General features: G+C 72.2%; 18 protein-coding genes and 1 riboswitch. Of the genes, 6 read left to right on the forward strand and 12 right to left on the reverse strand.

All coding sequences use genetic code 11. The features are described 5' to 3' along the window. Nucleotides 1-32 precede the first annotated feature (32 nt). Nucleotides 33-440, reverse strand: coding sequence for a helix-turn-helix domain-containing protein (locus ACLBYG_RS15425; RefSeq protein ID WP_012321411.1), 408 nt, complete (start codon nt 438-440; stop codon nt 33-35). A 574-nt stretch (nt 441-1,014) separates the two neighbouring features. On the opposite strand from ACLBYG_RS15425, the gene ACLBYG_RS15430 reads away from it, so the two are divergent. From ACLBYG_RS15430 to ACLBYG_RS15440, 3 genes are all read left to right on the forward strand, one after another. Then, entirely contained in the window at nt 1,015-1,884 is an 870-nt protein-coding gene (locus ACLBYG_RS15430; RefSeq protein ID WP_447682011.1) for a thermonuclease family protein, read from the forward strand. Between the two features lie 5 nt (nt 1,885-1,889). Next, entirely contained in the window at nt 1,890-3,374 is a 1,485-nt protein-coding gene (locus ACLBYG_RS15435) for a M48 family metalloprotease (RefSeq protein ID WP_447682012.1), read from the forward strand. A 73-nt stretch (nt 3,375-3,447) separates the two neighbouring features. Beyond that, entirely contained in the window at nt 3,448-4,128 is a 681-nt protein-coding gene (locus ACLBYG_RS15440; protein WP_091676440.1) for a glutathione S-transferase family protein, read from the forward strand. A 25-nt stretch (nt 4,129-4,153) separates the two neighbouring features. On the opposite strand, the gene ACLBYG_RS15445 is transcribed toward ACLBYG_RS15440, so the two are convergent. The 5 genes from ACLBYG_RS15445 to ACLBYG_RS15465 form a co-directional block, all read right to left on the reverse strand. Beyond that, nucleotides 4,154-4,309: a hypothetical protein gene (locus ACLBYG_RS15445; RefSeq protein WP_020091329.1), complete on the reverse strand. Its 156-nt coding sequence runs from the start codon at nt 4,307-4,309 to the stop codon at nt 4,154-4,156. Nucleotides 4,310-4,384: 75 nt separating this feature from the next. Next, the gene (locus ACLBYG_RS15450; protein WP_091675525.1) at nt 4,385-4,822 is read right to left on the reverse strand and encodes an EamA family transporter; all 438 of its coding nucleotides are present in this window, start codon (nt 4,820-4,822) and stop codon (nt 4,385-4,387) included. Between the two features lie 204 nt (nt 4,823-5,026). Next, nucleotides 5,027-7,279 (reverse strand): xanthine dehydrogenase family protein molybdopterin-binding subunit, encoded by a 2,253-nt coding sequence (locus tag ACLBYG_RS15455; RefSeq protein ID WP_447682013.1) that lies wholly within the window; start codon nt 7,277-7,279, stop codon nt 5,027-5,029. 8 nt (nt 7,280-7,287) lie between these two features. Further along, on the reverse strand, nt 7,288-8,295 hold the full coding sequence (locus ACLBYG_RS15460) for an FAD binding domain-containing protein (RefSeq protein WP_091927861.1): 1,008 nt from the start codon (nt 8,293-8,295) through the stop codon (nt 7,288-7,290). Beyond that, nucleotides 8,292-8,816: a (2Fe-2S)-binding protein gene (locus tag ACLBYG_RS15465; RefSeq protein WP_026604649.1), complete on the reverse strand. Its 525-nt coding sequence runs from the start codon at nt 8,814-8,816 to the stop codon at nt 8,292-8,294. The genes ACLBYG_RS15460 and ACLBYG_RS15465 overlap by 4 nt, the downstream gene beginning before the upstream one ends. Before the next feature lie 273 nt (nt 8,817-9,089). On the opposite strand from ACLBYG_RS15465, the gene ACLBYG_RS15470 reads away from it, so the two are divergent. Next, nucleotides 9,090-10,475 (forward strand): M20/M25/M40 family metallo-hydrolase, encoded by a 1,386-nt coding sequence (locus ACLBYG_RS15470; RefSeq protein WP_042672005.1) that lies wholly within the window; start codon nt 9,090-9,092, stop codon nt 10,473-10,475. Between the two features lie 19 nt (nt 10,476-10,494). Here ACLBYG_RS15470 and ACLBYG_RS15475 read toward each other — a convergent pair whose 3' ends face one another. Continuing rightward, nucleotides 10,495-11,223: a nucleotide-binding protein gene (locus ACLBYG_RS15475; RefSeq protein ID WP_447682014.1), complete on the reverse strand. Its 729-nt coding sequence runs from the start codon at nt 11,221-11,223 to the stop codon at nt 10,495-10,497. Nucleotides 11,224-11,531: 308 nt separating this feature from the next. On the opposite strand from ACLBYG_RS15475, the gene ACLBYG_RS15480 reads away from it, so the two are divergent. Continuing rightward, entirely contained in the window at nt 11,532-12,692 is a 1,161-nt protein-coding gene (locus tag ACLBYG_RS15480; protein ID WP_447682015.1) for an SMP-30/gluconolactonase/LRE family protein, read from the forward strand. A gap of 6 nt (nt 12,693-12,698) precedes the next feature. Then, a complete protein-coding gene (locus ACLBYG_RS15485; RefSeq protein WP_020091337.1) occupies nt 12,699-13,142 on the forward strand; it encodes an MEKHLA domain-containing protein in 444 nt (147 codons plus the stop codon). Nucleotides 13,143-13,179: 37 nt separating this feature from the next. Here the strand turns inward: ACLBYG_RS15485 and crcB are convergent, their stop codons facing one another. The 5 genes from crcB to ACLBYG_RS15510 all read right to left on the reverse strand — a co-directional run bounded on the left by crcB (nt 13,180) and on the right by ACLBYG_RS15510 (nt 18,041). Continuing rightward, nucleotides 13,180-13,611, reverse strand: coding sequence for a fluoride efflux transporter CrcB (gene crcB / locus ACLBYG_RS15490; RefSeq protein WP_020091338.1), 432 nt, complete (start codon nt 13,609-13,611; stop codon nt 13,180-13,182). A gap of 79 nt (nt 13,612-13,690) precedes the next feature. Further along, nucleotides 13,691-13,752, reverse strand: a riboswitch (Fluoride riboswitch). A gap of 64 nt (nt 13,753-13,816) precedes the next feature. Next, complete coding sequence (locus tag ACLBYG_RS15495; RefSeq protein WP_447682016.1) at nt 13,817-14,797, reverse strand: ABC transporter ATP-binding protein; 981 nt, start codon at nt 14,795-14,797, stop codon at nt 13,817-13,819. Next, nucleotides 14,794-15,774, reverse strand: coding sequence for an ABC transporter ATP-binding protein (locus ACLBYG_RS15500; protein ID WP_056524459.1), 981 nt, complete (start codon nt 15,772-15,774; stop codon nt 14,794-14,796). Before ACLBYG_RS15500 ends, ACLBYG_RS15495 begins: the two co-directional genes overlap by 4 nt. Nucleotides 15,775-15,913: 139 nt before the next feature. Next, entirely contained in the window at nt 15,914-16,885 is a 972-nt protein-coding gene (locus ACLBYG_RS15505) for an ABC transporter permease (protein ID WP_447682017.1), read from the reverse strand. 175 nt (nt 16,886-17,060) lie between these two features. Next, entirely contained in the window at nt 17,061-18,041 is a 981-nt protein-coding gene (locus tag ACLBYG_RS15510; protein ID WP_020091342.1) for an ABC transporter permease, read from the reverse strand. Between the last annotated feature and the right edge of the window lie 8 nt (nt 18,042-18,049).

Below are 18,049 nucleotides of genomic sequence, written 5' to 3' on the forward strand. Positions count from 1 at the left end.
ATCACCCGGCGCCCCGGGGCCCGCCCCCGCGCTCAGCCGCCGAGCTTGCTCTCGAGGGCCCGGATGGCGTCGGCCACGTCGCGGCGCGCCTCTTCGGAGAAGTTCTCGGTGATGTGGCGGCCGACGACTTCCGCCAGCCCCTTCAGCCCGGCTTCCGACAGGGTCGACTGCTCGCGCTCGCTGAAGCCCGGCGCGATGAAGTCATCGTTCCGGGGCATTCCTTTGAAGAAGTAATCCATCGGCACCCCGGTCATGCGCGAGAAGATGTCGAGATGGACGGCGCTGATCCGGTTGGTTCCCTTCTCGTACTTCTGGAGCTGAGCTGCAGACATACCGAAGCTCTGCGCGACGCGGCGCTGTGTGAGCGATGCCTTGCGGCGCTGCTCGGCGATGCGTTGCCCGACATAGACGTCGCGCTGATCGGTCTTCTGGCCCGCCATGAAGTGCTCGTCCACCCCCTGCCATGAATCCTGGCGGCAAAGCTTAGCGCGCCCCTCGGTACTTGTCACCGGCAGGCGTTCGACGTGGTGGACGATTTGCTCACGGCTCTGCGGCCGGGAGATCTGCAAGAATAGACAACTTGGTGTCCCCGGCAGGGCTCGAACCTGCGACCCCAGGTTTCATACCACTTCGGCTTTCGCCGCCGCGCCCCGAAGGACCGCGTTCGTGGCCTGGACTATCCCTTCACCGTGGGCTGGACTGCATCCAACCGGTAGGTGCCGCCCGTCTAGTCTCTACACCTTCCCGCAGAACGCCGGGGCGCCGCGCGGGCTTGGCTCGGGATCGGCAGAGCATCGGACGGCGGCGCGTCGATGCCGGAAGCTTTCCCCGACTTTGAGCGGATCCGTCGCGCGGTTTCCCGGCGCGACGCCCAATTGAACCTTCTAGGAAACCTGTGCTCTGTCCAGCTGAGCTACGGAGACGACCGGCGCTCCATAGCATTCTCGCCGGCCGAGGCCAACCGCGACCGGTGGGGCGGCGCGGTGCCGGAGCCCGCGATCGCGGGGGGAACCGATGCGCGGGCGCGCGGCGGTCGTGCGGGGACGCCCGCTGGCGACCTCGATGGCGACCTTGTTGGCGGCGGCGCTCGCCGCGGCGCCGCCCTGTCCGGCACGCGCCGCGTCGCGCGCCGGGCCGTCGGCGTGCGCGACCGGGCCGGCGCGCGACGAGGTGGTGGCGGAAATCGGGCCCCGCGGGGAGATCCGTATGGTCTCGGGCCTCCGGGCGGTGCTGGACTCGCTGCGCTGGCCGGACACGCCGGAGGCCGCGTCCGCCGCGCGGACCTGGCTCGAGACCCGGCGGGGCGCCCGGGTCACGGTGGCTCCCCGCGGGCAGCCCGACCGGTGGGAGCGCGCGCGGGCCGACCTCCTGGTCGCGGAGGGCGACATCGCGGAGGGCGCGGATCTGGCGGGCGGCCTCATCGGGGCCGGCCTCGCGTACGCGGACGCGAACGAGGCCGATTCGCTCTGCCGGCCCGGCCTGCGCCTCGTGGAGGCGGCCGCCCGCGCGCGCGGGCTCGGCCTCTGGGGCGCGGCGCGCCCTGCGGCGGAGGACGGCCCGGCGCTCCGGGAGAAGGTCGGACATTTCGTCGTCGCGGAGGGCCGAATCCGCCATGTCGGCGAGCGCGGCGCGCGCACCTATCTCGATTTCGCGGCCCGCGGCACGGACGGCCTCACGGTGACAGTATCGAAACGCACTTGGCGAATGATGCGCGCCCGTGGTTTGAGTGCGGCCTCGCTCGAGGGCCGGCGCGTGCAAGTGCGCGGCCTCCTGGAGGTCCGGCGCGGTCCGACCCTGGAGGTCGCCCTCGACGGGCTCGAGACGCTCGAGGAGACGGACCGGCCGGAGGCCGATCCGGAGGGGGAACGGGGATTGCGGCGCTGATCGCGATGGGCGGGATCACGGGGCACATCGGCGCGGGGCGGACTCGCGCGGCGGAGCGGCGCACCCTCGGCGCGGCGGCGTTGGGCGGCCTCGCCCTGCTGCTCGGCGCCTGCGTGGCCGACCAGACCGAGGCGACCGTGCGGCCGGCCGTGGTGCGGGTTCCCGCGGAGGCGCCGCGCACCACCGGCCGCGAGCGCGCCGCCGATGCCGACCACCTCAAGCTCGTGGCCTCCTTCGGGGGCGAGGCCCGGGCCCCCAACGTCACGCGGATGCTGACCGAGGTGACCGACCGCCTCGTGAAGGCCAGCGACCGGCCCGACCAGGCCTACACGGTGACGCTCCTCGACTCGCCGGTGGTCAACGCCTTCGCGCTGCCGAACGGGCGGCTCTACGTCACCCGCGGCCTCGTCGCCCTGGCGAGCGACACCTCCGAGGTGGCCGCCGTGCTGGCGCACGAGATGGCCCACGTGACCCTCAACCACGCCACGGCCCGCAGCGAGCTCGAGCTGCGCTCGGCGCTCGTCAGCCGCGTCGTGGCCGACGTGCTGAACGACCCCGATACCGGCGCGCAGTTGCAGAGCCAGTCGCGCTTCGCCCTCGCCCGGTTCTCCCGCGAGCAGGAGCTGGAGGCGGACGCCACCGGCGTGCGCACCCTCGCCAAGGCCGGCTACGACCCGTTCGCGGCCGGGCGCTTCCTCGCCGCGCTCAACCGCTCCACGGGGCTGAAGGCCGGCAGCGCCGCCGCGCCCGACATGCTGGCGACCCATCCGGGCACGGCCGAGCGCATCACCCAGGTCACCCGCGCGGCCCGCCGCATCGGCGCGCCGGGCATCGGCACCGACGACCGCGCCGCCTACCTCGCGGCGGTGGACGGGCTCGCCTACGGCGACAACCCGCGCGACGGCGCGGTGCGCGGGCACCGCTTCATCCATCCCGGCCTCGGCATCGCCTTCGAGGTGCCGGAGGGCTTCACCCTGGAGAACACCCGCTCGGCGGTGCTCGGGACCACCCCGGACGGCGCCCGGCGCCTGCTGTTCGACCAGATCGAGGCCAAGGACGGCCAGCCCCTCGAGGCGGTGCTCAAGGCGAGCTGGAACGACGCCCTCGACCCGGCCGGCTTCGAGACCCGGGACGTCGCGGGCCACCCCGCGGCCTTCGCGCTGTCGCGGGGGAAGGAGTGGACCTTCCGCCTCGCGGCCATCCGGATCGGCGACTCGACCTACCGGATGATCATGGCCGCCAAGGGCGCCACCGATCCCGACCCGGCCTTCCGCCGCTGGACCGCGACCCTCGTCGCCGTGTCGCCCGACGAGGCGGTCCTGCGCCCCCTGCGGCTGCAGGTGGTCCAGGCGACCTCGACCAGCGCCGAGGACCTCGCCCGCCGCATGGCGGTGCCCGACCGGGCGCTCGACCGGTTCCTCGTCCTCAACGGGCTGGACCGGGGCGCCGCGCTGGTGCCGGGACGCGGCTACAAGATCGTCGCGGAATAGCCGCCCTGCGCGGCCGCGCCTTGTGCGGGCGCGGGGCCCGGACATCCTGCCCGGGTCGTTCAGGGAGAGCGCCGTGATTCGATTCTTCTACAATCTCAGCCCCAACCCCATGAAGGTCGCCCTCTGCCTCGAGGAGATGGGGCTGCCCTACGAGCCGGTGCCGGTCGATACCCGCAGGGGCGAGCAGTTCGATCCGGCCTACACGGCCGTCAATCCGAACGGGAAGGTGCCGGCGATCGTCGACGGCGACGTCACCGTGTTCGATTCGAACGCGATCCTGATGTACCTGGCGGGCAAGACCGGCCGGTTCCTGCCGGAGGGCGAGCCGGTCCGCGGCGAGATGCTGTCCTGGCTGATGTTCGTGGCGACCGGCATCGGGCCGTTCTCCGGCCAGTGCGTGCATTTCCGCCACTTCGCGCAGGACGGGGGCGCCTACGCCACCGAGCGCTACGCCTTCGAGGCGCGCCGGCACTGGGGCATCCTGGACCAGCGCCTCGCCGACCGCACCTACGTGCTGGGCGACACCTACACGATCGTCGACATGGCGGTCTGGGGCTGGGCCCGGATGGTGCCCTTCGTCCTCGGCGAGGGCGCCTTCGGGGACCTGCCCAACGTCAAGCGCCACCTCGACGCGCTCAACGCGCGGCCGGCCGCCCAGGCCGCCGAGGCGCTGAAGGGCCGCCACGCCTTCAAGGCGGAGATGGACGCCGAGGCGCGGGGCTTCATGTTCCGCGCCGTGAAGGGCGCCGCCTGACGCCCCGCCGGACCGGTCCCGCGCCTCAGGGCGCGGGGGCGGTCACCGTGAGCATCGGCAGGGTGACGGAGAGCGTTCCGGCCGGCACGCGCGCGGTGCCGAGCGTGAGGCAGGCGCCGAGTCCGAGACAGAGAGCGAGACCGAGCATCGAGGTCTCGAAGCCGCGATAAACCCATTCCATGACGGTCCCCTTTCGCGAGGCAACCGCAGGATGCGCGCATCGCGTTAAGGGATCGGTGCGCCAGCGCGCACGATCTCACAGTCCGGAGGCGACGAGGGCCGCGCCCGCCGCGATCAGCGCGACGCCGGCCCAGGCGGCGAGGCTGAGGGTCTCGCCGAGCAGGGTGGCGCCGAGGATCGCCACCAGCACGACGCTGAGCTTGTCGATCGGCGCGACCCGGGCAGCGTCGCCCAGCGACAGCGCGCGGAAGTAGCAGAGCCACGACGCCCCGGTGGCAAGCCCCGACAGGACGAGGAAGACGAGGCTCCGACCGGAGATCTGCGCGAGGCCGCCGGCCTGCCCGGAGGCGACCACGATCGCGCCGGCGAAGACCAGGATCACCGCGGTGCGCACGAAGGTCGCGACGTCCGACGGCACGCCCGCGACCCCGACCTTGGCGAGGATCGCGGTCAGCGCCGCGAAGCCGGCGGCGGCGAGCGCCCAGAAGCGCCAGGATTCCAGCAGGGGGCTCACAGAAATTCCCACGCCGTCCCTATTCGCAGGACTCGGACGCATCCTCGTCCTTGCGAGCGCAGCGAAGCAACCCAGACAGCGCCACGCTCGACGATGTCGCGCCGTCCTGGGTCGCTTCGCTGCGCGCGCGCTGACGGCGCGGCCCAGCGTGACCCGCACGACTCCTTGCCGAACCGTCAATGTTTCCCGTGAAACATCCGCTGTTCACAGGAGCTTGTCGACGGTGATCGGCAGGTCGCGCACCCGCCTGCCGGTGGCGTGGAAGACCGCGTTGGCGATGGCGGCCGCGGTGCCGACGATGCCGATCTCGCCGAGCCCCTTCACGCCCAGCGGGTTCGCCTTGTCCTCCTCCTCCACGAAGATCACGTCGATGTCGTAGATGTCGGCGTGGACCGGCACATGGTACTCGCCGAGGTTGTGGTTCATGAACCGGCCGATGCGGTGGTCGAGCATCGACTCCTCCTCGAGCGCCGAGCCGATCCCCATCACCACGCCGCCGAGGATCTGGCTGCGCGCCGTCTTCGGGTTCAGCACCTTGCCGGCCGCGATCGCCGAGACGATGCGGGTGACCCGGACCTGACCCAGCTCCTCGTCGACCTTCACCTCGGCGAAGATCGCCGAGTGGGTGTAGGCCTCGTACTTCTGATTGAAGTCCTTGTCGGGCCCGGCCTCCTCGATCGCCTCGACCTTGTCGACGCCCGCCGCCTGCAGCACCTCGACGAGCGACACGCTGCGGCCCGGATCGCCCGCGACCGCGATGCGGCCGTCCGCGAACACGGCGCGGTCGAAGTCGACGTTGGCCAGCGGCGAGTTCTCCATGGCGCGGGCGAGCTTGAACACCCGCGCGCCGACGTTGCGGCAGGCCTTCATCACGGCGGTGCCCGAGGAGGCGGCCGTCCACGAGCCGCCGGCGACCGGGGCCTCCGGCAGGCGGGTGTCGCCGAGCTTGGTGGTGACCGCGTCCATCGGCAGGCCCAGCGTGTCGGCCGCGATCTGCGTCAGGATCGTGTAGGTGCCGGTGCCGATGTCGCCGGTGGAGTTGCCGACCGTCAGGCGGCCGTCCGGCGTCAGGGTCGCGATGGCGCTCGACTGCATCATCATCGATTCCCAGATGCCGGTGGCCACGCCCCAGCCGACCAGTTCCCGGCCCTCGCGCATGGAGCGGGGCTCAGGGCTGCGCCTCGTCCAGCCGAACCGCTCGGCGCCCTGCCGGAAGCAGCTCTTCAGCTCCTTCGAGCCGAACGGCTTGCCCTCGGCGGTGGCGTCGGACTCGGCGTAGTTCCTCAGCCGCAGCTCGATCGGGTCGAGCCCGGTCGCGTAGGCGAGCTCGTCCATCGCGGTCTCGATGGCGAAGACGCCGGTCACCGCGCCGGGCGCGCGCATGTCGCCGGGGGTCGGCGTGTCGAGCTTCACCAGCCGGTAGCCGAGGGCGACGTTGTCGCAGCGATAGAGGACGCCCGACCAGTTGACGACGACCTCCTGGTAATCCTCGTACTGCGAGGTGCCCTGGACGGCGTCGTGGCGCAGGGCCGTCAGCCTCCCGTCCGGCTCGGCGCCGAGCGCGATCGTCTGCAGCGCCTCCGACCGGTAGGTGAAGCTCCACAGCTGGTCGCGGGTCAGGGTCACGCGCACGGAGCGCTTCAGCTCCTGGGCGGCCAGCATCGCCAGGAACAGCTGGTACTGCGGGCGCAGGCCCGAGCCGAAGCCGCCGCCGAGATAGGGGTTGAGCACCCGGACCTGATCGGGCTTCAGGCCGAAGACGTTGGTGAGATACTGGTGGCTGTTCGAGACGCCCTGGATCTTGTCGTAGACCGTGTAGGTGCCGTCCTGCTCGACCACCACCGTGGAGGCGTGCGGCTCCATCGGGTTGTGGTGCTCGTCGGCGAGGCTGTAGGCACCCTGGACGCGGACCGGCGCGCTGCCGAACGCCTTGTCGGCGTCGCCCCAGGGCTCCGGCGGCGGCTTGATGCCCGTGCGCTTGTAGGGCGGGTCGTAGGCGGTGCCGCGCAGGGCCTCCAGGTCGGTCCCGGGCTCCTCCATCGCGTAGCTCACGCGGACGAGGGACGCGGCGTAGCGCGCCGTCTCGAAATCCTCCGCCACCACCAGGGCGACCGGCTGGCCGTTGAACACGATCAGGTCGTCGTAGAGGGCGCGGAACGGCGAGCCGGGGGGCGCCACCTGGTCCTGGAAGTTCTTGTCCCGCCACGCGGTGCGCGGCCGGTTCTCGTGGGTGAGCACCTTGAGCACGCCCGGTACCGCCTCGGCCTCGGCGGAGTCGATGGCGGTGATCCGGCCCTTGGCGATCGAGCTCGACACGACAACGCCGTAGGCGAGGTCGGGCGCGGCGAACTCGCCCGCGTACTTGGCGAGCCCGGTGACCTTGGCGGGCCCGTCGATGCGGCTGCGCGGGCTGCCGACGAAGGTGTCGCGGCCGGTGGAGCTGAAGGTCTGGGTCATGGCGGGCCCTACTGGATGCGCTTGTCGCTGAGCGACTGGGGCGTGCCGGCGGCGGCCTGCTCGAGGCCGCGCACGATGGCGCGCCGGGCGAGATCGATCTTGAAGCCGTTCTCCGACTGGGGCTTGGCCTCCGCGACGATCAGGTCGGCCGCCGCCTGGAAGCTCTCGCGGGTCGCGGGCCGGCCCTCCAGCAGGGCCTCGGCCTCGCGGTTGCGCCAGGGCTTGTGGGCGACGCCGCCGAGCGCCAGCCGCGCGGTCTTCACCCGGTCGCCGTCGAGTTCCAGGGCCGCCGCCACCGAGACCAGCGCGAAGGCGTAGGACAGGCGGTCGCGCAGCTTCAGGTAGGTGTAGTGCTGCGGGAAGCGGCTCTCCGGCAGGTCGACCGACACGATGATCTCGCCGGGGGCGAGGTTCGTGTCCCGCTCGGGCGAGTCCCCCGGCAGGCGGTGGAACTCGGAGAACGGGATCGACCGGTCGCCCTGCGGCCCGCTCACCCGCACGGTGGCCTCCAGGGCGGCCAGCGCGATGCACATGTCGGAGGGGTGCGTGGCGATGCAGTGCGCGCTCGTCCCGAAGATCGCGTGAATGCGGTTCATCCCGCCGATCGCCGGGCAGCCGGAGCCGGGCGCGCGCTTGTTGCAGGGCGTGGCCACGTCGTAGAAATAGTAGCAGCGGGTCCGCTGGAGCAGGTTGCCGCCCGTGGAGGCGGCGTTGCGCAGCTGCGCCGAGGCGCCGGCCAGGATGGCGTTGCGCAGGAGCGGGTACCGGGCCGCGACCCGATCGTCGTAGGCCGCCTTGGCGTTGGTCACGAGCGCCCCGATCCGCAGGCCGTCCCCGCTGTCCTCGATCCGGTCGAGGGGCAGGCGGGTGATGTCGATCAGCCGGCCCGGCTTCTCGACCTCGTACTTCATCAGGTCGATCAGGTTGGTGCCGCCGGCGATGAAGCGGGCCCCGGCCCCGAAGGCCTGCACCGCCTCCGCCACCGTGCCGGCACGGACGTAGTCGAAGCGGTTCATCGGGCGCCTCCCTGCATGACGTCCTCGATGGCGTCGACGATGTTGGTGTAGGCGCCGCAGCGGCAGATGTTGCCGCTCATCGCCTCGCGGATCTCGTCCCGGGTGTGGGCGTGGCCCTCGTTCATCAGGCCGACCGACGAGCAGAGCTGGCCCGGCGTGCAGTAGCCGCACTGGAAGGCGTCGTGCTCGATGAACGCCTCCTGGATCGGGTGGAGGGCGTTGCTGCCCGCCCGGTCGCCGAGGGCGGCCAGCCCCTCGACCGTGGTGATCTCGGCGCCGTCCTTCATCACCGCCAGCGTCAGGCAGGAATTCACCCGGGTGCCGTTCACCAGCACCGTGCAGGCCCCGCACTGGCCGTGGTCGCAGCCCTTCTTGGTGCCGGTGAGGTCGAGCCGCTCGCGCAGGAGGTCGAGGAGCGTGGTCCACGGCGCGACCTGCAGTTCGCGCCGCTGCCCGTTGATCGTCAGCGTGATGCCGATCGGCGTGTCCGCCGACACCGGCGGCTGGGTCTCGAGGCGCATGATGTCGTCCACGGTCTGGGCCGGCCGGGGCCGGGCGGGAGCGGATCGGTCCGGGGCAGCGACCGGCAGCGACGCGCGGGCCGCGGCCTGGGCTTCCGGTCGATAACCATTCCAATCTGCGCCTGTTCCGGAGCGCGCCGTCTCAACCCGTGAGCGAGGGTGGCGCGCCTGCGGCGCGCATATCGGCCGCCGCACCGTCCGACATTGCCGGCCCCACCCCGCCTCGGCTAACCCTCCTTCCCGCAGAGTCCACGCCGCACCCCGGAGCCACCGATGGCCGCGCTCGACGCGATCCTCAACGACATCGACACGGACCTGGAGAACGCCCTGGAGCGGCTGTTCGCCTTCCTGCGGATCCCGTCGATCTCCACCGATCCCGCCTATGCCGGGCATTGCCGCGAGGCCGCCGCCTGGCTCGCCCAGGACCTGACCGCGCTGGGCTTCGAGACCTCGGTGGAGGAGACCTCGCTCCACCCGGTGGTCCTGGCCCACCGGCCGAAGCCGGGCGCGCCGCACGTCCTGTTCTACGGCCATTACGACGTGCAGCCGGTCGATCCCCTCGACCTGTGGAAGACGCCGCCCTTCGAGCCGCACATCGCTGACGACGGCCAGGGCGGCAAGACGATCGTCGGGCGCGGCGCCTCCGACGACAAGGGTCAGGTGATGACCTTCGTGGAGGCATGCCGGGCCTATATCGCCATGCACGGCGAGTTGCCTTGCGGCGTCACGATCCTGATCGAGGGCGCCGAGGAGAGTGGATCACAAGGCCTGCCCGAATGGGTCGCGGCCAATCGCGAGAGACTCGGCTGCGACGTGGTGCTGGTCTGCGACACCGGCATGTGGGACCGGAAGACCCCGGCCATCACGTCGTCGCTGCGCGGGCTCGCCTATTTCGAGGTGAAGGTCACCTGCGCCGACCGCGACCTGCATTCCGGCTTCTTCGGCGGCGCGGCGCGCAACCCGATCCACGTTCTGTCGAAGATCATCGCCGACCTGCACGACGCCGACGGGCGGGTGACGATCCCGGGCTTCTACGAGGGCGTGCACGAGCGCCCGCCGGAGGTGCTGGAGCAGTGGCGCGGCCTCGGCCTGACGCCGGAGACGCTGCTCGGGCCGATCGGTCTCAAGGAGCCCGCGGGCGAGCGCGGGCGGATGCCGATCGAGCTGGTGCAGTCCCGCCCCTCCTGCGACGCCAACGGCATCATCGGCGGCTATACGGGCGAGGGCACCAAGACGGTGATCGCCTCCACCGCCTCCGCCAAGGTCTCGTTCCGCCTCGTGGACGACCAGGACCCGAAGCGGCTCGCCGAGAGCTTCGAGGCCTTCGTGCGCGCGCGGGTGCCGGCCGACTGCCAGGTCGAGGTCATCACCTACAAGGGCTCGCGGGCGATCAGCCTGCCCTTCGACATGCCGCAGCTGGGGGCCGCCAAGGCGGCGCTGCAGGACGAGTGGGGCGTGCCGGCGGTGACCGTGGGCGCGGGCGGCTCGATCCCGATCGTCGGCGACTTCAAGCGGATCCTGGGGCGCGACACCCTGCTGATCGGCTTCGGCCTCGACGACGACCGGATCCACTCGCCGAACGAGAAGTACGACCTGACGAGCTTCCACAAGGGCACGCGCTCCTGGGCGCGGATCCTCGCGGCCCTCGGCCAGGGCTGATCCCGGCGGAAGGCCGATCTCAGCGGGCGGGCGCCGCCCGCATCTTCCCGTCGACCCAGGCCCAGAGCGCCCGAACCTCCTCGGCGGCCTGGCTGCCGGGGGCGAATTCCGTGACGCCGAGCCCGGTCGCCAGGGCGTCCTGGTGGTCGACCCGGTGGATGATCCCGGGCTCGGCCAGGACGCCCAGGGCGCGCAGCTGCGCCGCGTAGGCGCTGGTGCGCGGCGAGGGCGGCGGCGGGCACTGGTTCAGCACCAGGGCCAGCCGCTCCCGCAGGCCGAGGCCGACCAGCGCCTGGAGCGTCGGCCGGGCGGCCACGATGTCGAGCCGGGAGGGGCGGACCGGCATCAGGACGAAATCGGCGTCCTTCAGGGCCGGGGCGAGGCCGGACGCGCTGCCGGCGGTGTCGAGGACGGCGAGGGTCGTGCCCTGCTCGGCGAGGATGCCGAGGATCTCCGAGAGCTGGCCCATCTCCCAGGGCTGGACCCGGTCGACCGCGACGGCGTCGCGCGCGCGGTCGCTCCTGCCGTCGGCCTTGCGCAGGGCCCCCCAGCCGGCCAGCGAGCTCTGCGGGTCGAGATCGAGGGCGGTCACCTGCTCGCCCGCTTCCGCGGCGGCGACCGCCAGGGAGGCCGCCAGGGTGGTCTTGCCCGTCCCGCCCTTCTGCACCGCCAGGGCGAGGACCCGCAGCGGCCCGGCGGCGGGCCGGGCCGCGGTCTCCGGCGCCGGTTCGGATCCTTCGGGATCCATGCGTGTCCCACCTCTCCACATCTGCCAGCCGGGCCGCGGCCCGGGCGGCGCCGAATCGAACGCCCGGCACGACCGTGCTTAGCGTGACGGCGTGGGCCGGAGCCAGCGTCGCGCCCCGGCACCTGTGGACCGCCCCGAGGCGGCTCCCGATCACCGGGCCCGGGGACCGGTCCCGGAATTACGCCGCGAGGCCGCCGCGCTACCGCATCGCGGGATCGCGCGCCGGGCCCGCGCGTTGGGCCGGCATCCCCACAGGTTGAGCGGCGCGCCAAGACCCTCGCCCCGACAAGCTCCGCGACAGGATCCCCATGCGCCTCGACCGCCGCCGCCTGCTCGGAACCGGTCTCCTGGCCCTCGCCGCCCCCGCGGCGCGCGCCGCGACGCCGTCGCCCCCGACGAGCCGGCCCGTGGGGACGCTGGAGCTCGCCATCGCGGCGGACGCGCCCTCGACCCCCACGGGGCTCGCCATCGCCCGGGGCGGCCGGATCTTCGTGATGATGCCGCGCTTCACCGGCGCGGAGCCGATCACCCTCGGCGAGGTGCTGCCCGACGGGTCGGTGAAGCCCTACCCGGACGCGGCGACCAACCGCCCGGATTCGGGGGCGCCGCAGGCGTCGCTGTTCCACGTCCCCAACGGCGTCTTCGACCGCGACGACACCCTCTGGATCCTCGATGCCGGCCTGCCCGCGGGCAAGGGGCGGCCGGTGCCGGGCGGCGCGAAGATCCTGGCGATCGATATCGGCCGGAACAGCGTCCGCCGGACGATCCCCCTCGACGCGGGCATCGGCCCGGATTCCTCCCTGAACGACCTGCGGGTCGACGTGCGCGACGGGCGGGCTCTGGCCTACGTCACCGACCAGGGCCAGTCCGGCGCGGGCGCGATCCTGGCGGTCGACCTCGACAGCGGGCGGGTGGTGCGGCGCCTCGCGGACCACGTCAGCACGCGGTCCGAGGAGGGCCTGGTCAAGTTCGTGGAGCGCCGCCCCGTGATGGAGCGGAAGGGCGACGCGCCCGAGAAGAGCCCGAAGGGCGGCGCCAACGGCATCGCGATCAGCCCGGACGGCCGCCGCCTCTACTACGCGCCGCTGATGAGCCGGCGGCTCTACGCGGTCGAGACCGCGGCCCTGCGCGATCCGGGCGTCGCGGACGCGGCCGTGGCCGCCGCCGTCACGGATCTCGGCGAGAAGGGCATGACCGGGGGACTGACCACCGATTCCCAGGACCGGGTCTATCTCAGCCTGCAGGAGCACAACGCGGTCGGCCGGCGCCTGCCGGACGGCACCGTCGAGGTGCTGGCCGCCGACGACCGGCTGGTCTGGGCCGACACGTTCTGGATCACCCCGGACCGGTGGCTCTATATCTCGGCGGCCCAGGTCAACCGGCGGCCGGAATTCAACCGCGGCCGGGACCTGCAGCAGCCGCCCTACGCGATCCTGCGCATGCGCATCGACGCCGACCCAGTCCTGTAGCGGATCATGACGGACCTCTCGCACGACCCGGACTTCTTCGCCCTGCTCACCGGCAGCTACGCGCGGCGCCTCGGCGAGCCTCTGGTGCCGGCGGATGCGGACGCGGACTGGCTCTACGCGGCGGCCCCGTTCGCGGTGCTCGCCCATGACGGGGGCGCGGATCCGCGCTTCGTCTACGCCAACCGGACCGCGCAGGCCTGCTTCGGCTACGCGTGGGACGAGCTCGTCGGCCTGCCCTCGCGGCTCTCGGCCGAGGCCCCCGAGCGGGCCGAGCGGCAGCGGCTCCTCGACGCGGTCACCCGGGACGGCTTCAGCCGCGGCTATCGCGGCCTGCGGATCGCCAAGGACGGCCGGCGCTTCTGGATCGACGAGGCGGTGGTCTGGCAGCTCGACCGCGACGGCGCGACGGTGGGGCAGGCCGCGACCTTCGCCCAGTGGCGCGACGCGTGAGGGCCGGGCCGCGCCGATGCGCGCGGCCGCCGCCCGGTCAGCCGTCCTCCTCGATGCTGACCTGGGCGATCTGCACGGCGCCGCCGTTCCAGTGGGCCGCCACGACGTGGCCCAGCGCGACCGCGAGGACGCAGAGCACCACCGAGGCGAACACGTTGACCATGGCCCGGACCACCGCGCCGTTCCGCATGAGGTCGAGGGTCTGGAGGCTGAACGACGAGAAGGTCGTGTAGCCGCCGCACAGCCCGATCATCACGAACAGGCGGACGTTCTCGGAGACCGGGAAGCGCCCGTGCGCCAGGGTCAGCGTGCCGAACAGGCCGATGATGAACGAGCCCGTCACGTTGATGAGGATCGTGCCCCAGGGCAGGTCGCGGCTGATGGGCAGCGCCAGCACCGAGACGACGTAGCGGGCCAGGGTGCCGAGGGCACCGCCGATCATGACCAGGATGCAGGTGGTGAAGGACATGCGCGCTCCAGTACGTCGGGCGGGCATGAGAAACCCGCCGTCGCGGCGGGTGCTTGCAAGACGCACTCCCACCGCCGGTTTCGCGGTAGGAGTCATCAGCCCTGACGGGCGGTTTCGGGGAACTCCATCCCCATCGGGGACGGCCCATAGCGCCTGCGCGGGCCGAGCGCAACGGCCGGCCGGGGCCGCCCCCCGGGTCCGCTTGTCAGGCCCGCCCTTCCTGCACGGCGTGGCAGGCGACGCCGTCGAGGAGCGCCGGCACCTCGGTCCGGCAGCGGTCGTTGGCGAGCGGGCAGCGCGGGTTAAAGGTGCAGCCGGGCGGCGGGTCGATCGGGTTCGGGATCTCGCCGGAGACCGGCACCCGGGCGCGGCCGACATGGGCGAGGTCGGGTACCGCGTCGAGGAGCATCCGCGTGTAGGGGTGGCGCGGCGTCGCGAACAGGTCCCTGGCGGACGCGACCTCCACGAGGCGGCCGAGATACATCACGCCCACGCGGGTCGCCATGTGGCGGACCACGGCGAGGTTGTGGGAGATGAACAGGTAGGTCAGCCCCAGCCGGTCCTGCAGGTCGCGCATCAGGTTGAGGATCTGCGCCTGCACCGAGACGTCGAGCGCCGAGGTCGGCTCGTCGCCCACCAGGAACTCGGCCTGACTCGCCAGCGCCCGCGCGATCGCCACCCGCTGGCGCTGCCCGCCTGAGAATTCGTGCGGGTATTTTTTGGAATCATCCGCGTGGAGGCCGACGAGGCCGAGAAGCTCGCCGACCCGGGCGCGGATCGCCCCCTCCCCCTGGATCAGGTCGAAGGCCCGGATCGGCTCGGCGATGATCTTCCCCACCCGCCAGCGCGGGTTCATGGACGCGTAGGGGTCCTGGAAGATCATCTGGATCCGGGCGCGCAGGCGCCGCCGCGCCGCGGCCTGGCGCGGGTCGGTCATCGAGACGCCGGTGATCCGCACCTCGCCGGCGCTCGGCGGCAGCAGGCCGACCACCATCCGGGCCACCGTCGACTTGCCGGAGCCGGATTCGCCGACGATCGCGAAGGTCTCGCCCTTCCGGATCTCGAAGCCGACGCGGTCGACCGCCGTGAGGAATTTCCGCGGCTCGCGCTCGATCACCCGGTTGAGCCAGGGCTTCGAGACGTCGAACTGGCGGCGCAGGTCGGTGACTTCGACGTAGGCGCTCACGCTGCGCGCTCCGCTGCATCGTACAGGTGACAGGCCACCCGGCTCGCGTCGACCGGGATCGGCTCGGGCCGCTCGACCCGGCAGCGCGCGAAGACCTTCGGGCAGCGCGGGTTGAAGGCGCAGCCCTTCGGGATGGCGGTGAGCCGCGGCATCGAGCCCGGGATCTGGCTCAGCCGGTCGGCCTCCTGCGAGAGGGTCGGGATCGCCCCCATCAGGCCGACCGCGTAGGGGTGGTGGGGCTTGGCGATCACCGAGGCGACCGGGCCGATCTCGGCCACCCGCCCGGCATACATCACCGCCACCCGGTCGGCGGCCTCGGCGATGACGCCCATGTCGTGGGTGACCAGCATCACCGCGGTGCCGTGCTCGCGGCACAGGCGCTTCAGCAGCGTGATGATCTGGGCCTGGACCGAGACGTCGAGCGCCGTGGTCGGCTCGTCCGCGATGATCAGCTCCGGCTCGGCTGCGAGCGCGAGCGCGATCACCACCCGCTGACGCATGCCGCCGGAGAACTCGTGCGGGTAGCCGTCGATGCGCCGCTCCGGCGCCGGGATGCCGACCTCGGCCAGCAGGTCGATGGCGCGGGTCCGGGCCGCCTTGGCGGACAGGTCGGTGTGGGTGCGCAGGGTCTCGACGATCTGGTCGCCGACGCGGAACAGCGGGTCGAGGGAGGTCAGCGGATCCTGGAAGATCATGCCGATGCGCTTGCCGCGCACGCGCCGCATCGCCTCGGGGGAGAGGTTGTCGATGCGCTCGCCCCGCAGGCGGATCTCGCCGCCGGCGATCCGGCCGGGGCGGTCGATCAGCCCGATCACCGCCGAGCCGGTCACCGACTTGCCGGCCCCGGACTCGCCGACCACGCCCAGGATCTCGCCGCGGCCGATGTCGAACGAGACCCGGTCGATGGCGGTGAGCGGCCCGCGGCGGGTGTCGAAGGCGACCGTCAGGTCGCGCACGGAGAGGATGGTGTCGGTCATGCCTTGGCCGTTCCGGCGTCCGGCCGTCGCACGGCCACTCCCGTCCTTGCGAGCGGAGCGAAGCAATCCAGCGGCGCCATGGTCACCAATGTCGCGCTGCCCTGGGTCGCTTCGCTGCGCTCGCGATGACGATGCCCGATCATTGCAGCTTCGGATTGAGCGCGTCGCGCAGCCAATCCCCCAGGAGGTTGATGGCGATGACGAGCCCGGCGAGCGCCAGCCCCGGGAAGGCGACGATCCACCACTCGCCGGAGAACAGGAACCGGTTGCCGGTGCGGATCAGCGTGCCGAGCGACGGCATGGTCTCCGGCAGGCCGGTGCCGAGGAACGACAGGGTCGCCTCGGTGATGATCGCCAGCGCGAGGTTGATCGTCGCGATCACGAAGACCGGGCCGGTGACGTTCGGCAGGACGTGGCGGGCCATGATCACCGGCGGCGACAGGCCGATCAGCCGCGCCGCCTGGACGTAGTCCTTGCCCTTCTCGACCATCACGGAGGAGCGCACGGTCCGGGCGTACTGCACCCAGAAGGACAGGCCGATCGAGACCACGATCAGCCCGATCAAGGGCCCGACGTCGAGGGCGCTGCCGAAGCTCGCCTTGGCGACGCCGTCCACCACCAGGGCGATCAGGATCGCCGGGAAGGTGAGCTGCACGTCGGCGACCCGCATGATCAGCGTGTCGAGGAAGCCGCCCGCGTAGCCGGCGATCAGGCCGAGGGCGATGCCGAGGATGCCGGAGGTCAGCACCCCGAGCACGCCGACGATCAGCGACAGGCGCAGGCCGTACAGAACCGCCGAGAGCACGTCCCGGCCTTGGTCGTCGGTGCCGAGGTAGAACGGCGCCTGACCGTCCGCCTGCCAGATCGGCGGCAGGTTGGAGTTGATCAGGTCGAGCTGGGCCGGATCGTAGGGGTTCTGCGGGGCGATCCAGGGCGACGCGAAGGCGAGGCCGACCATCAGCAGCGTGGCGACCAGCGCCGCCACCGCCACCTTCGAGCGCAGGAAGTTCGCCAGCAGGTCGGAGTCGCGCCAGCGCGCGAGCCGCGAGGGCTTCGCCTCCGGCAGCGGGACCGGCGGGGCGTCGCCCGCGTCGAGGTCGTATCCGCTCATCGGCCGCCCCTCACGCCGTGTCCGATTGGGAAGCTCAGGGAGGCAGCCACCGTCCTCGCGAGCGGAGCGAAGCAATCCAGCAGCGCCACGCCGACCGGACGCGCGCTACCCTGGGTCGCTTCGCTGCGCTCGCGATGACGGGGTGGCCAGGCGGAGGAGTCCGTCATGTCCGACCTCACGCCGTCCGCCCGGCGGGCAGCCGCAGGCGCGGGTCCACCACCGTGTAGAGGATGTCGACCACGAGGTTGATGGTCACGAAGATCAGGGCGACGAGCAGCAGGTACGCGGACATGATCGGGATATCGACGTTCTGCACGGCCTGGACGAAGAGCAGGCCCATGCCGGGCCACTGGAACACCGTCTCGGTGATGATCGAGAAGGCGATGACCGAGCCGAGCTGCAGCCCCGCGATGGTGATCACCGGCACCAGCGTGTTCTTCAGCGCGTGCCGCAGGTGGACGGCCCGGGTGGTGAGCCCCCGCGCCCGGGCGAAGCGGACGTAGTCGGTGCGCAGCACCTCCAGCATCTCGGCGCGGACCAGCCGCATGATCAGCGTCATCTGGAACAGGCCGAGCGTCACCGAGGGCAGGATCAGCGCCTTGAGCCCGGAGGCGGTCAGGAAGCCGGTGGTCCACCAGCCGAGCCGCACGGTGTCGCCGCGCCCGTAGGAGGGCAGCCAGCCGAGCGTCACCGAGAACAGGTAGATCAGCAGGATGCCGATCAGGAAGGTCGGCAGGCTGATCCCGATCAGCGAGACCGCCTGGAACAGTCCGGCGAGCCAGGACTCGCGGCGCAGCGCGCAGTACACGCCCATCAGGATCCCTACCACGAGGGCGAAGATCGTGGCGCAGAAGGCGAGCTCCAGCGTCGCCGGCATGCGCTCGGCGAGCAGCTGCGAGACCGGCTGCCGGAACTGGTACGAGATGCCGAACTGGCCCCGCACCACGTTGCCGGCGTAGCGGACGAACTGGACCAGGACCGGGTCGTCGAGGCCGAGATCCGTCCGGATCTGGGCCCGCTCGGCCACGGTGGTGTCGGGCCCGACGATCTGGTTCACGGGGTCGCCCGCGAACCGGAACATCGCGAAGGCGATGAGCCCGACGACCGCGAGGACCGCGGCCGCCTGGATCACCCGGCGCAGCAGGAAGGCGAGCACGCCCCGGC

The organism is Methylobacterium sp. D53M (assembly GCF_053345625.1).